Raw genomic sequence first — 13,561 nt, forward strand, 5'->3', positions numbered from 1 at the left:
AAAACGAAACGGTGTATTCGAACAAAAACTTTAACGGACACTGCGGCCGTTATTACGGTGAATTTCGAACGTTTTGATTTCTAACGGACATAGATGCACTTACTTGATGGGAAACGTCCCTTTTGGAGGTGGTTCGGAGTAAATAAGTGCGCTGTGGTGACCGTTACATTTAAAAAAACTGTTTATTAGCGAAATAGCGTCCACCATGTCCGTTAGAGCATGGTTTAGCTTGAATTCCAGGTTCATCTTGGCTCTAACACGGTAAAGCACTTAACCATTCTTCTGAGAAAAAGCTTGGATTCGATGAAACGAAGCTTTTCCACGACGAATGCCACTGATATGGAGCTAATTTTTCTTGTTGCTTAAAAAATGAGAAGGCTCCCTGCCAGTAACATTTCTGCGTACGCCAGACTGTTGTAGGCTTTTGGCCCGCAAAGCTGGTTAATAGAGCTAGAGCGTATCCTTGCGTAACCGCAGGAATGGGTGCAAGTTGGCGTTGTTTTGGCTTTTTTTGAGTAAAATGCCTGCGATTCGATTCTTCAGGGAAAATTTTTAAACTTCCACTACTTCCGGGAAGATTCATCCAGCCGAGCAGGAATGTGTTCCTGGCACGAGTTCAGCTTCGGTGTAATCCTCGTACATTCTGGCACATTGTTCATCCTGGCGCATTGTTATCCTGACACATTGTTCATCCTGGCGCATTATACATTTCGGCGTTTGAAAACAAAAACTGGCCTCCCTCGGATACGGAAGCCAGCTGTTCGTTAAAAAGAAGCGAAGCTTAATCTTATTTCGTTCTAGAGCAAAGATTACACCCATAATATGGAAGTAATAAGCAAACAAAAAACCCGCATATGCCGTCCGATTCCCCTGTTTCAAACCCGCTCTCGCAGGTGGGTGTCCGCAGCCGTCCTTTTGAAGTCCCCTTTTGAGGGCATGTCAGCCGGACGAACGATATTGAACTCCCTAGAAACACTCATTGGTTCAAAACAAGTCGGAAATCGAAACGTACATCGCAGGATTTGTTGGTCGTAGGCGGTTACCGCTACTAGCTAATATTATAGGCGCATCCGGGCGAAAAGTAAACCTCGGGACTTTTCGGCAAAAAAGAAACTTCAAAAATCACGGATTGATTTTGTCCTGCGGCTTCGCGCCGCTTGTACCGGCCGTACCGGAATCGGCTTCGACTTCGGAAGCGCTGTTGAGCTCTTTCTGGGCTTCCGCCTCGGCCTCTTCTTCTTCGAGCTGCTTTTTCTCGGACACCGTTTTCATCTTGTCGAAGATCCGGTGGAACGTCCAGAACGACACGATAGCCATCAGGCTTCCCATAAAAAACGGGATCAGGAACGTGTACTGGAACAGACTGACATATACAATAACCCCGTTGCCAACCATCAAAAAAATCGTCATGATCGGATTGCCGATCGTGATAAGCATACAATTTTTGATAATCTGCCAAAACTTCATATGGAAATGAACCATAATCGAGAAAAAGTGGAACATCGCCGCAAGCATGATCATGCCGAGAACGATAAACAGCATCGCCAGCAAGCTGAGCGAGCCGGTTTGCCGCAAATAAAACGTATAGTTGATGTAAAGGAGCGTCCCGAACAATATAAACAGCAAACCGCCGAGCATGCTCTGCAAATAGTTCTCTTTGTAGTTGCGGAAAAACGTTTTAAACAGCGGCGCATCCGCATCTCCCGTCAGCCATTTGCGGGCGACCGCGAACATGGCGGCCGTAGCCGGGAATAACGTAAACGGCGTAACGATCGCTACCATAACGAGCGCTTGCCCCAAATATTGGGGTGTCTCCATCGTCGCGATCAAACCGGCCAAAACCAAATAAAAAAACGGAACCGAACAGATTACCCACAGCACGTTAATGACAGACAGCCGCATAATCCATTCCGATATCCGGTACAATCCACCCATTAATCCGCGAAATTCCAAGCTGACGTCCCCCTTCGACTCCTTGTCCAATACTTATAATAATACTATCATATTTCCGAAAAGGGAAGGAACCGTCCGGTCCCGGCCCGGTTCGCTCGTCCGCTCTTATCGCCTTGCATCATCCTGGCACGAATATACGATATACCGAAAATGCTCTGAGCAAACTTTCCGCGACGCAGGCTCTGCGTATAAGAAAGCTTTTTCTCGCGAGCGGAAGCGTGTTCAGCTTCGCTGAAAAGAAAACTATACTTCCCGGCTCTTGAGATCAGTTTCTGAAAGCAGCCTGTATCATGTCGTATATTCACAATGGGCATAAAAGGATGATATAGGCGTTGAATCCGTGCAGCATACCGCTCTTAATCGGCAATGTTACCTGCGGCAGCACCATTTCGCAAAAAAATCGCAAAAATAACATCCACGGCGTTAAAAAAGGCCCGCCTTTAACGGGCAGGCCTTCCTATGAGGATCAGTTGTTCACGAAATCGGAATTCGTCGGTTTCGGTTTACGGTTCGCATCGTCATACTTGCGAGGCGCCCGCTCCCCGTCGCGGTAGCTGCGGTCGTCACGTCCGCCGCCGCTGTAGCCGCCTCCACCGCCATAACCGCCTCTACTGTCCCGGCGTCCGCGGTCTCCGTAGCCGCCTCCACCGCCCGAATACGGACGGTCTCCGCTGCGGCGGTAGCCGCCTTGGCCTTGCCCGTCGCGCACATACGAGCCCGGCATTTTGCGGCCCGAGTTGCGAACGTCCGGACGGCGCTTTTTGGCGCGGAGCGGCTCTTCCGGAGTCAACTCGATGTCGATTTCCTTCTTGTCTCCGGTCAGTAGCTTCATTGCGGCTGCAAGCAGCTGAACGGAATCGTACTGCTCGAGCAGTTGGATTGCGGTCGCTTTATATTCGGCATAGTTATCGTCGTTAATCGTTCCGATCAGGCGCTCTGCCGTTACGCGCTGCTTGCCCTCGATCGCTTCGGCCATGCTTGGCAAAGGCTTGCGGGCGATGCGGTGACGGGTTACGCGCTCGATAAAGTGCAGATGGTCGATCTCCCGCGGAGTAACGAACGTCCAGGCTGCGCCTTCGCGCCCTGCCCGTCCGGTACGGCCGATCCGGTGAACGTAGCTTTCCGGATCTTGCGGCAGGTCGAAGTTGATAACGTGGGTTACACCCGATACGTCAAGTCCCCGAGCGGCGACATCCGTCGCAACGAGAACGTCGATGCTGCCGTCGCGGAATTTGCGCATAACGTTGTCACGCTGGTTCTGCGACAAGTCCCCGTGGAGACCTTCCGCCGAATATCCGCGCTTCTGGAGCGCTTCGGACAACTCGTCGACCCGGCGCTTCGTGCGGCCGAAAATAATCGCAAGCTCCGGAGCTTCCATATCGAGCAGGCGGCAAAGCGCTTCGAACTTCTGCTTCTCCTGTACTTCGATATACGCTTGGGCGATCAACGGTGCGCTGACCTGTTTCGGGATCACCGAAACGTGTTCCGGCTCCGTAAGGAACTGCTTCGCAAGCCGTTTAATATTCTCCGGCATCGTAGCCGAGAACAGCATCGTATGGCGATCCGACGGAACGAGCTGGAGGATCGACTGGATGTCGTCCATAAAGCCCATATCGAGCATTTCATCGGCCTCGTCGAGCACGACGGTATTCACGCTGTCGAGCTTGATGGTTTTCCGGTTGATATGGTCGAGAAGACGTCCCGGCGTTCCGATAATGATCTGAGGCTTCTTCTTAAGCGCACGGATCTGCTTCACGATATCTTGACCGCCGTAGATCGGCAGCGAGCGGATTCCTTTGAACCGCCCGAGCTTGCTGATCTCCTCGGCTACCTGAATGGCCAGCTCCCGCGTCGGGCACATGATGAGCGCGACGATTTTTTCTTCTTGAGGATCGATACGGCTCACGAGCGGAATGCCGAATGCGGCCGTTTTCCCTGTACCGGTTTGCGCCTGACCGATCAGATCTTTGCCTTCCAGGGCGAGCGGAATCGTCTTCTCCTGAATCGGAGTCGACTCCTCAAATCCCATTTCTGTAATAGCACGCAGTACTTTAGTGTCCAAGCCAAACTCGCTGAACAATTTCAAATTGCTTCTACTCCTTTTTTACCTAGGGTATCTAGATCCCTCGAAATTTTGATTTACCCTTAAGCGCGACTTTGTCTATCCGATGGTTTAGTATCTCTTTCCCTTAACCCGTTTCATACGGGGATCATATGCGGATCTCTTTACCAGAAAAAAGGTATGAGCGGTCTTCCCATCGCCTACTCATCCATTCGCAGCCGAACTTAAGAATATCTATAGCATTATATCATAAGCGAAGAGGCCATTTCCAGCTTTTTTCAACCAGTATGCTCTCCATCATCCTTTTGTATCCCTGCAAGGGTCTGCGAATTGTCGAGATTTGCTTTTTCTCCGCGAAACCATTTCGCCCTTTGCGTCGTATTACCGTTTAAGTATTCAGGCACACGACCGAACGAACGCGATCAAAGGAGAGAATCCCATGTCCATTTTCAAACGAATCAGCAATCTGATCCGAAGCCATAAAGAACCGCAGCCTCTGCCCCAGTCCAATATTCACCCGCTCGAAGGCGCGTCGGTGGGAGATATCGCGCACGTCGATCTGGAGGAATTCGTCATCTCCGGTAAAGTCTCTTATGCCGATCCGGGATACGCGCCTCACCGGTATGCTTATTATTTGCAAAGCGGCCGCGACATCCACTGTCTGCTCGTCGAGAAAGGGCGAAGCTACGACTGCTTCATGTGCAAATTTCTCGAAGGCGGCCTGGACGACCCGAACGACGTACCGACCCGTCTCGAGGTGGACGGCAATATGACGTACGATCTGGAGCATCACCGCACGGACCGGACGCTGACGCAAGGCAACACCGATTTCCGCAACGGCGACCAGGTGCTGATCTGGAAATATTTCGCCGACAACAGCTCGCATTTCTTTTTGCAGTGGCAGGACGGTAAATTTGTCGCCATGGAAGGAACGCGCATCCCGTCCGGCGAAGTGAAGATCATGAAATCCAAACCATAAGGCGGGAGTGAACAGCTATGATCCGTTGGAACCGCTGGACGACCTGGGTTAGCTTGCTGCTCGTCGTCGCCCTGCTGTCCGGATGTGCCAATGCGGCCAACTATGTAAAAGACTCGTACCCGCTCGTAAGCGTAGACGGCAAAGGGAAAACAACGGCGAAAGTGTACGAGGCCGAAGGCAAGACGGTTCCCGAGGTAGCCAAAGAAATAGCGGACCAGGAGAAACCTCAGGAAACGAGCAAAGAAGATCCGGACCAAATGTTTCTCATGTACGACAACCGCATCGTCAATCTGCAGAAAAACCCGGATCATCCGGACAATACGCTGATTGAGGTCAACTCGATCGAATATGCCAAGCAGCATTACGACTCCTCCTTCCTGGAAGGGTTCGTAACCGCGGCTATTATCCAATCGATACTCGGCGGCGACTGGTCGAGCTCCAGCTACAAAAAATATCCGGAGCCGTACAAAGGATACAGCAGCTCTAGCACAGCCAAGCCGCCTTCATCTTCGTCATCCTCCAAGACCGACGAAAAGAAACCGGCTACGACCGACCGGACAGGATCGTTCAGTTCCAAAGGATCGGGCTCTGCGTCCACGACTCCTCCGGCAAGCGGCTCGTCAAGCACAAGCAAGCCAAGCACAAGCACCGGAAGCTCCAGCACGAAAAGCTCAGGAAGCTGGTCGTCTTCCAATTCGGGCAGCGTCCGCAAAAGCGACGGCTCGACGCCTTCTACCAAATCGTCGAGCAAGCCGAGCACTTCCAAACGTTCCGGCAGCTTCAGCAGCAAAAAAAGATAAGTTACAAGCCTCGGGCGTAATAGCCCGGGGCTTTTTTTGGAACAGATCGCAAAGCGCCAAAATCCGCATCGAAGCCATGGCACTGCTTTGTTGGTGTTTTTTAGTATGGCAACCGCCGACCTTGTGGAACACTACATCATATGGAGGGACTAGCTATGGTTCGATTGAGCGATTTGTACGATTTGCTGCGTATGACGCTCGGAGCGTTTCTTATCGCAGCCGGCTTCAATTTGTTTCTTATTCCCCATCAGCTGTTAAGCGGCGGTTTGTCGGGCATTTCGATGATGGTCGGCTATTTTACCGGCTGGAACATCGGCCTGTTATATTTTCTGATCAACCTGCCTGTGCTGATCTGGGGCTGGATCGTCATCGGCAAGCGGTTCATTGTGCTGAGCATCGTATCGGTACTGGCAACAACCGTCTTTTTGCAGCTGATCCCCGACATATCCATTAACAGCGATCCGATTATCGGAGCCGTGTTCGGCGGAAGCCTGCTCGGCCTCGGCTCGGGGTTGTCGCTTAGAACAGGCGGCTCGTCGGGCGGATTCGATATCATCGGCTCAATCCTGACCCGGAGGCGCGACTATCCGCTCGGTATGATCCTATTCATCCTGAACAGCACCGTCGTGCTGGCGCTCGGTTTTATGCTGAACTGGGACTTGGCGTTATGCTCGATGCTCTCCATTTTCATAGCGGGCCTCGTCGTGGATACGATTCATATCCGTCATGTTAAAGTGACCGCATTCATCGTGACGAGCAAAAGGAAAGAGATCGCGGGCCGGCTGCTCGCGCTTCCCCGGGGGGTGACCGTGATCAAAACCGAAGGCGCCTACAGCCAGAGCCAGCATGAGATGCTGATGACGGTGACGACCCGGTACGAGCTGGCCGAACTGCGCAAAATTATTAAGGAAACGGACCCGAAGGCGTTCGTCAACATCGTCGAGACAGTCGCCGTGATCGGAGAATTCCGCAAATTGCAGTGAAATGGGAAAGTATGCCGGGTCCGTAATTTTGGACTCAGGAAAATGTTGTAAAAAGGACGCAAAGAGAATGGACTTGTGGTATAATGGACTTGTAATTTCATAGGTTCTGGTATGAACGCTCAGCAACGTGTACTCTTTTCGTTTTTTTTTGGCCGATCGTCGTAAGACCGATTCGAGAAAAAACGCGGAAAGGTGTGGTGCTCATGGAAACGGTCAAATTATCCAGGATTGTCATGAAATTAACGCCTGACATGTACCCTTGCCTGAAAACATCCGAGCTGGACATGGACATCGTGCTCCGTTACGGATTCGACGCACTTGAGAAAGACGACGCGTTGGACATTGTGAAGTACAGCATCTCCGAATATCAAAAAGACGCCCTGCTTCATTGAAAGGGCGTCTTTTTTGGCGTTGCCGCCGATCTACCGTCAGCTCCATCCCCGGCTGCGGCGGTACTGGTGAGTGGCATATAGGAGCATAGCGGCAATGGCGCTTAAGACGGCCCCGAACATATACATGCTGCCGCCTCCCCACTCCTGCTTGAACCACCCTCCGATCACCCCGCCCAGAAGTCCCGCCAGTCCGAGAAATACGGCGGAGACGATCGCTTGTCCGGTCGAACCCATCTCCGAAGGCACGAGACGGACGGCGTATTGGATCGTCGCCATCCAGAATAAAGCGAAGGTGAAGCTGTGCGACGCCTGAAGCGCGATCAGCACGGACGGATCGTCGATCCAGGCATATGCCGCCCAGCGGGCGGCGTACAGAATCGAGGTCAGGCCGAGCACCGCCAGCTCGTGATATTTATGGAGATGACGGCCAAGCCAGGCGAACGCCAGCGTCTCACTGATGGAAGCGACCGCCCACGCCAAGCCGAACCACGTATCGGGAGCGCCGAGTTCGGCCAGATGCAGCGTAAACCATACGTCGTTCAGACGGTGCGGAATCGAGACGATCAGGATCATGATCAGAAACCAGAGAAACATCCGGTTGCGAAGCAGAACGCCGATATCTTGAATCCGGATGCGCGTATCCGCATTCCCTCCTTGCTCCTGTCCCGCACGTTCCTTGAGAAACATCAGCAGCGCGAACGGAACGAGCCACAGCGCCCAGAACAAATAACCGATCTTCTCGATTCCGCCGATCCAGGCCAGCATATAGCCGGACAAAATCGCCACGATGCTGAAGCCCGCCGAGCCCCACGACCGCACCGCTCCGTACGAATGCTTCGTCCCGCGAATCGATTTCATCGCCAAACTGTCGAGCAGCGGAATCGAAGGATACATGAAGAAATAAAGCAGCATCACAAACCAAAAGGCCAGTCCAAACGTTCCCGACAGGAATAACCCCACGCTCGCCAGTATCGTAAACAGCCATAACAGACCGATGATCCGCTTGATCGTATTATATTTATCGCTTAAATAACCCCATACCGGCTGCGCAAACATCGCCACAAACGGACCGATATTCATGAGCCACCCGATTTGCACCGGCGTATAACCTTTCATTCCGAAATAAACCGGCAAATAGGGAAGCAATACCGCCTGCAGCGCATAAAAAGAAAACAGCACCCCTTTTACGGCGAATAGCTGTCTAGTCATGAATCCATCCGTCCTCACCTTCGATGAATGCCTGCCTCTCCGGACACGCCTCTCTAATCCTAATCGATTCAGCCGTCTTCTTTCAACATAATCCTACAAAATCCTCTGGGATTCGTTCGCGGGTTCCCGTATAATGAAGGTCCAGAAATCGGATTTTTCGGATTGGAGACGAGAGGTATGGAACTATTACTGGCCGCGTGGCTTCTGATCTGCGGCAATGCATCCGGCACTCCGGACGACGTCCCGATCGAGCAGCTCCTGCAGGCCGCAGTCGATTCGGCCCGGCCGGCCGCGGCCGCGCAAGCCGGGACACCGCCCGGCGGCGCATACAGCAAGACCGATCCGCAGCAGGACGCTCCGCTTGTCAAAGGCGTCTACGCCACTGCGCACAGCGCGGGAGGGGCGCGGCTGCAAACGCTGCTCCAGCTGATCGACGAGACAGAGCTGAATTCCCTCGTGATCGATATTAAGGACGATTACGGGTATATTACGTATCCGACCGGGAACGAACAGCTGGAAGCGATGGACACGACCAAAAAGATCATTTCCGATATGCCGGGACTTATTGCCAAACTTAACGATCATCACATCTACCCGATTGCACGGGTCGTCGTCTTCAAGGATACGGTGCTGGCGAACCGGCAGCCGGAGCTGTCGTTTAAGAACCCGGACGGGACGGTCTGGACGAACGGCAAAAATCCGGGAGACAGCTTCGTCAACCCGTACCGCAAGGAAGTGTGGGACTACAACATCGCCGTCGCCAAGGAAGCGGCCAAAGCAGGCTTTAAGGAGATCCAGTTCGACTATGTGCGGTTTCCCGAAGGGTTCGAGAAACGGGCCGATGAGTTGAACTATACGAAGGACGAGCGGACGCGAATCGACGCCGTCGCCGACTTTGTCCAGTATGCGCGCGAGCAGCTCGCTCCGTACGGGGTACGCGTCTCGGTCGATATTTTCGGCTATGCCGCTTCCGTACCGGCCGCCGAAGGAATCGGGCAGGACTTCGAGAAAATATCGAAGTATGTCGATGTGATCTCTCCCATGATCTATCCGAGTCATTACAGCACGGGATGGTACGGCTCCAAGGTGCCGGACGCCGCTCCGTACGTTACGATTAACGGTGCCATGATCGATACGAATAAGAAGCTCGAACCGCTGGCGGAGCTTAAGCCTGTTGTCCGCCCCTGGATTCAGGACTTTACCGCCTCATGGGTGAAAGGATATATCCGTTACGGCAAGCGCGAGCTGGAGGAGCAGATCCGCGCTCTGAACGATAACGGCGTTCATGAATATTTGCTCTGGAACGCGGGCAACACGTACACGCCTGGAGTCGATTACCGGTAAACGAGGCGCTAGCTGCGCGCCGGGTTGCGGCGGGATTGCTTGTCTGCGGTCGCTTCCGGCGGCCCTTCGGCTGGCTGCACGAACACTGCCCGACTTTAGTCCAGTCCGGAAACCGTCTCCAGTCTGTTTTCGCGGCAAGCCGGTACGGGTAAGCTGGTATCAAACCCATAGACGGAAAGAAGGAGCGATCCATGAACGACCGATATTTCGAATCAGGACCGGCTCACCAGCAGCACGTCCCCCCTTATCAAGGCGGACCGGGAGCTTATTCGTTCCCGATCGATCCGGTAAAACCGAAGAGCAAGTTTGTCGCCACAGTATTGTCCATGTTCATTCCCGGAACCGGGCAAATGTATCTCGGCGCCGTCGTTCGCGGTATGTCCATCATGATGCTGCTCGCGCTCGACATCGTCGCCATCGTTTTTTTCGCCGACGGCCCGGTACAAAACAACGTGCTTCCCGTCACCTTGCTGTCACTGCTTATTCCGGTCGTTTATTTCTACAACGTCTTCGACGCGGTTCATCAGACCGATGCGATCAACCGGGCGATTCGCCACGGATTCCCGTATGCCGGCTACGCTTATCCAAACTCGAGCGGCGGCAATCTGATGCTCGGTTTTATCGGCGCCGTCGTCTTTTTCTGCTCGCTGTCGGCTTTCGGCGGCTGGTGGGACGGCCTGTTTACGGTAAATGCGGCTTTGGGCGGCGCATTGCTGCTGATTGCAGGCGCTTACTTGTTTATGAAAGAGTTTCGCGGGAAAAAGTCCTAGCGGAAACCTGCAGCACCCGCACAAAAGCCGCTTCCAGTGACGGAAGCGGCTTTGTTTCGTTCATCCGTTTGTTGTCAACGGTTGCGCAGCGCGTTCGCCAACTGGACGAAATAGGCGACTGTTCTCATCGCTCTTTCCTTCACCATCGGGTTGACCGGCTCGCCCTCGGCGTCGAACTGGCGGTTGTCTCCGCCGATGGAGATCCATTCGGGGCAATTGACGCCGTGAACGCCCCTGACGATTACCTGCAGTTGCTGGAGCGGACTGACGCCGACAGCACCGCCGGTCGAGGAGACGGATAAGACCGCCTTGCTGTCGAAATGATCGAAGCCGAGATGATCGATCGCATTTTTCAGGACGCCGGAGATACCTCCGTGATAATCGGGAGTGCTTAATACGATGGCATCGGCCTGCAGCATCGCTTGTTTCAGTGCGGCCAGATTCTCGTCAGGAGGATTCCGGTCATCCGGTGTGAACAGAGGTACGGGGCGCTCATACAGATCGAACAAAGTGACCCGGCATCCCTTCTCTTCAAGCAGCCTGGATAAATACCGGCACAGCTTCGTACTGGTGGACGCTTTCTTGTTACTCCCTGCCAGTATGGTTACGTTCATGCTGGAATCTCCTCTCCGATATTACATACTTTTTTGTTTATTATATTCCTTTTATTGGTTCATGGAAAGAGCCGCCTTCCTTCGCCGTCCGATCGATTACGGATACCGCGTTTCGCTTTCGACTTTTACCGTGTCCTCGTTCCTCACCTGCTTGCCCACGTTTTAGTACGGGAGTAGTATAATGGAGAGGCAAGAGTTCATTTCCAGACCGGAGGGATAACATATGCTGCAACTAGGCGAACCGGCCCCGTTGTTCGAGGCGGAGAGCACGCAAGGAACCGTTAAGCTGGGCGAGCTGATCGGCAAACGGCCCGTCGTTCTTATTTTTTACCCGATGGACGAAACGCCGGGCTGCACCGCCCAGCTGTGCGCGGTCCGGGACAGCAAGAAGCAGTACGAATCGATCGGCGCGGTCGTCATCGGCGTGAATCCGGCCGGGATGGACGCTCACCGGAAGTTCGCGGCGAATCACGGACTGGACTTTCCGATCGCCGTCGACGAAGGCGGCTCCATCCGCAAAATGTATGGGGTCGGCAAGATGTTCGGTCTGTTTCTCCAGCAGCGGGTCGTATACGGGATCGACAAGCAAGGGAAGATTGCTTTCGCCCGGAAAGGCAGCCCGTCCGCGGAAGAAATTGTCGCGGCGCTTGGTCGCGCCTGATGCGGCTGGAACGTGCGCAGACGTAATAAGAAAGGGCTGTTTCAATCGTCATATAGCGATTAGTCGAGCCCCATCTAGAACCGGTTTTCCATGAGAAAAGGACCTCAGGCCTTCACCTTTCAGTGAAACTTGAGGTCCTTTCGTTTCGTTTAATTTAGTTTGGATATCGGGATGTTTCCGTGTCATGCCGACACTTTGGGGACGGCTTCTATTTCTTCGTGAACAGCGGCCGCGCCTCTTTGTTGAAAAAAGCAAAACCGCCCGGCTCGATCCGGACGGCTTGCTAGGTGGCGCCTGTATACGTTCAGCAAGATTCGCCGTACATCCGGCTCGTCTCCTGCCACACTTCTCCCGGTGCGAGCGATACGAGTCCGGTCTCTTCGGCGGAAAATGGGGCGCTTGGCGCGTTCACCATCCCCGTCTGAGGCTCCGGACAGAAGAAACCGCCTTGGCCGCCTCCGTTATAGATCATCCAGAACTTGTACGCCGAGCCCGCCTCGTAAACCAGCCTGACGTTCAGCCGGGTATCGGTCAGCTCCATGACGTTGCGGCCGCCTTGCGGGACCGCTGTATAATGGTTGTCGAGCGATGTGAAATACGGCGTCGTGCCTGCACCCCGCATCTTCTCCTCGTCCGCATCGAGCGGCGAGAGTCGTCCGGTCGGCAGCATCCGCCCGTTCAGCTCGATCCGCTCGCCTACCGTCATCCGGAACGAACAATCGGCCGGCGTGCTTCCCGGCGCGAACGGAGCGTTTACCGTCGTATGGAAGCCAAGCGTGCACGGCATCGGCTGCAAGCCGTCATTGCGCACCCCGGTCTCCTGCGTGAGCCCGTCCTTGCTAAGCGAATAACGGATTTTGATCGTAAATTTATGAGGAAAATATGCAAAGGCCGGATGTGATTCGTCGACCCGCTGCGCAACGACTACATAACTGGAACCGTCATCGGCGCCGTAATCGTCCACCTGCCAAGGGATATTGTAGAAGAAGCCGTGAATATGATTGTTCCGGCCCGGCTCGGTGACGGGGAGCTTGTACGTTTGTCCGTTCCAAGGAAAGTTGCCGTCCTCGTACCGGTTCGGCGGAAACAGCACCGGAATGCCATGCACCATCGGTCTTTGTTTAAACGCTTCCATCTCGTCCGCCTCCGGCTCCCGCAAATAGCGGTACCCGTTCTCCGCGTCCCGAAACGCGACCAGATTGCCGCCAACTTCGGGAAGCAGCGCTGCCTCGTACGGCCCGAACCTCAGCCATATCGCTCTCTCTCCGTAATAAGTACCTTCATAAGCGTTCGACATTGCGACCGACTCCTCCCGGGGCTCCCCGCTATGTGTGCCGGCTGGTAGTCCGACATGCGGGATATGGTAGTCATTATAATCCAAAGCGCGCCGGCTTGCTAGAGAAAGAATAGGATAAGCTATGCGGGAACTGGGTCGTTCTTGTAAAAGAAAGGGGCAGGCGTTCGACCGGCGATTGGAAGCGGATGGCGGAATAAGGCCTGACAGAAGCGCGTGAGAAAACAGGTCGGCTTACTGATGTGAAGGTGGTGCGGATATTGGAGTTTGAGCGGGGGTGGGATGCCCGGGCGGGTGCCGGATCGGTGTAGTTAGCCGCGACGGTGATCCGATTAAGAGCGGTTTGCCACTCTTATTTGGCGCTTTTTGGCCTATCGCGGCAGGATAAGAGCCCGGGGAGGAAACGCGTAGCCCGGCAGCCGCAGGATGACTGCCCAAAGACCAGATTGCCCGCAGACGAAAGGGGTTGTCCACAAAAGCGTCCGCACGACATGGGAACA

At 54.0% G+C, this 13,561-nt stretch carries 12 protein-coding genes and 1 other RNA gene; 7 read left to right on the forward strand and 6 right to left on the reverse strand.

The features are described from left to right. Positions 1-841 precede the first annotated feature (841 nt). From ssrS to PV433_RS00290, 3 genes are all read right to left on the reverse strand, one after another. A non-coding RNA gene (ssrS, locus tag PV433_RS00280) (6S RNA) lies at positions 842-1,025 on the reverse strand. A 97-nt stretch (positions 1,026-1,122) separates the two neighbouring features. Then, positions 1,123-1,953, reverse strand: a complete 831-nt coding sequence (locus PV433_RS00285; protein ID WP_332070232.1) for a YesL family protein — start codon at positions 1,951-1,953, stop codon at positions 1,123-1,125. A gap of 466 nt (positions 1,954-2,419) precedes the next feature. Next, entirely contained in the window at positions 2,420-4,039 is a 1,620-nt protein-coding gene (locus PV433_RS00290) for a DEAD/DEAH box helicase (RefSeq protein ID WP_332070233.1), read from the reverse strand. 415 nt (positions 4,040-4,454) lie between these two features. On the opposite strand from PV433_RS00290, the gene PV433_RS00295 reads away from it, so the two are divergent. From PV433_RS00295 to PV433_RS00310, 4 genes are all read left to right on the forward strand, one after another. Next, entirely contained in the window at positions 4,455-4,994 is a 540-nt protein-coding gene (locus PV433_RS00295; protein WP_190931094.1) for a DUF4178 domain-containing protein, read from the forward strand. A gap of 17 nt (positions 4,995-5,011) precedes the next feature. Next, the gene (locus tag PV433_RS00300) at positions 5,012-5,794 is read left to right on the forward strand and encodes a DUF4247 domain-containing protein (RefSeq protein ID WP_332070234.1); all 783 of its coding nucleotides are present in this window, start codon (positions 5,012-5,014) and stop codon (positions 5,792-5,794) included. A 155-nt stretch (positions 5,795-5,949) separates the two neighbouring features. Beyond that, the gene (locus PV433_RS00305; protein WP_332070235.1) at positions 5,950-6,777 is read left to right on the forward strand and encodes a YitT family protein; all 828 of its coding nucleotides are present in this window, start codon (positions 5,950-5,952) and stop codon (positions 6,775-6,777) included. A 203-nt stretch (positions 6,778-6,980) separates the two neighbouring features. After that, positions 6,981-7,169 carry a hypothetical protein gene (locus tag PV433_RS00310; protein WP_190931097.1) on the forward strand — a complete coding sequence of 63 codons (189 nt, stop codon included), beginning with the start codon at positions 6,981-6,983 and terminating at the stop codon, positions 7,167-7,169. Between the two features lie 36 nt (positions 7,170-7,205). Here the strand turns inward: PV433_RS00310 and PV433_RS00315 are convergent, their stop codons facing one another. Then, positions 7,206-8,378: an MFS transporter gene (locus tag PV433_RS00315; protein ID WP_332070236.1), complete on the reverse strand. Its 1,173-nt coding sequence runs from the start codon at positions 8,376-8,378 to the stop codon at positions 7,206-7,208. 177 nt (positions 8,379-8,555) lie between these two features. Between PV433_RS00315 and PV433_RS00320 the strand changes: the two genes are divergently transcribed. Beyond that, a complete protein-coding gene (locus PV433_RS00320) occupies positions 8,556-9,722 on the forward strand; it encodes a putative glycoside hydrolase (RefSeq protein ID WP_332070237.1) in 1,167 nt (388 codons plus the stop codon). Between the two features lie 191 nt (positions 9,723-9,913). Beyond that, the gene (locus PV433_RS00325; RefSeq protein ID WP_332070238.1) at positions 9,914-10,492 is read left to right on the forward strand and encodes a hypothetical protein; all 579 of its coding nucleotides are present in this window, start codon (positions 9,914-9,916) and stop codon (positions 10,490-10,492) included. Positions 10,493-10,566: 74 nt separating this feature from the next. Here the strand turns inward: PV433_RS00325 and PV433_RS00330 are convergent, their stop codons facing one another. Then, positions 10,567-11,106 carry an NADPH-dependent FMN reductase gene (locus tag PV433_RS00330; RefSeq protein WP_332070239.1) on the reverse strand — a complete coding sequence of 180 codons (540 nt, stop codon included), beginning with the start codon at positions 11,104-11,106 and terminating at the stop codon, positions 10,567-10,569. A 223-nt stretch (positions 11,107-11,329) separates the two neighbouring features. Here PV433_RS00330 and PV433_RS00335 point away from each other — a divergent pair, with 223 nt between their 5' ends. Beyond that, a complete protein-coding gene (locus PV433_RS00335; RefSeq protein WP_332070240.1) occupies positions 11,330-11,767 on the forward strand; it encodes a peroxiredoxin in 438 nt (145 codons plus the stop codon). 304 nt (positions 11,768-12,071) lie between these two features. Here PV433_RS00335 and PV433_RS00340 read toward each other — a convergent pair whose 3' ends face one another. Continuing rightward, positions 12,072-13,064: an aldose 1-epimerase gene (locus PV433_RS00340; RefSeq protein WP_332070241.1), complete on the reverse strand. Its 993-nt coding sequence runs from the start codon at positions 13,062-13,064 to the stop codon at positions 12,072-12,074. Between the last annotated feature and the right edge of the window lie 497 nt (positions 13,065-13,561).

The sequence above is a fragment of the Paenibacillus sp. GYB004 genome (assembly GCF_036577605.1).
Lineage (GTDB): Bacteria > Bacillota > Bacilli > Paenibacillales > NBRC-103111 > Paenibacillus_AB > Paenibacillus_AB oceani.

What these genes read in the sequence shown, in the direction of transcription:
- PV433_RS00300 (WP_332070234.1), top strand. Translation starts at nt 5,012, where the DNA reads ATGATCCGTTGGAACCGCTGGACGACCTGGGTTAGCTTGCTGCTCGTC.
- PV433_RS00330 (WP_332070239.1), bottom strand. Translation starts at nt 11,106, where the DNA reads ATGAACGTAACCATACTGGCAGGGAGTAACAAGAAAGCGTCCACCAGT.
- PV433_RS00320 (WP_332070237.1), top strand. Translation starts at nt 8,556, where the DNA reads ATGGAACTATTACTGGCCGCGTGGCTTCTGATCTGCGGCAATGCATCC.
- PV433_RS00305 (WP_332070235.1), top strand. Translation starts at nt 5,950, where the DNA reads ATGGTTCGATTGAGCGATTTGTACGATTTGCTGCGTATGACGCTCGGA.
- PV433_RS00310 (WP_190931097.1), top strand. Translation starts at nt 6,981, where the DNA reads ATGGAAACGGTCAAATTATCCAGGATTGTCATGAAATTAACGCCTGAC.
- PV433_RS00315 (WP_332070236.1), bottom strand. Translation starts at nt 8,378, where the DNA reads ATGACTAGACAGCTATTCGCCGTAAAAGGGGTGCTGTTTTCTTTTTAT.
- PV433_RS00335 (WP_332070240.1), top strand. Translation starts at nt 11,330, where the DNA reads ATGCTGCAACTAGGCGAACCGGCCCCGTTGTTCGAGGCGGAGAGCACG.
- PV433_RS00340 (WP_332070241.1), bottom strand. Translation starts at nt 13,064, where the DNA reads ATGTCGAACGCTTATGAAGGTACTTATTACGGAGAGAGAGCGATATGG.
- PV433_RS00325 (WP_332070238.1), top strand. Translation starts at nt 9,914, where the DNA reads ATGAACGACCGATATTTCGAATCAGGACCGGCTCACCAGCAGCACGTC.
- PV433_RS00295 (WP_190931094.1), top strand. Translation starts at nt 4,455, where the DNA reads ATGTCCATTTTCAAACGAATCAGCAATCTGATCCGAAGCCATAAAGAA.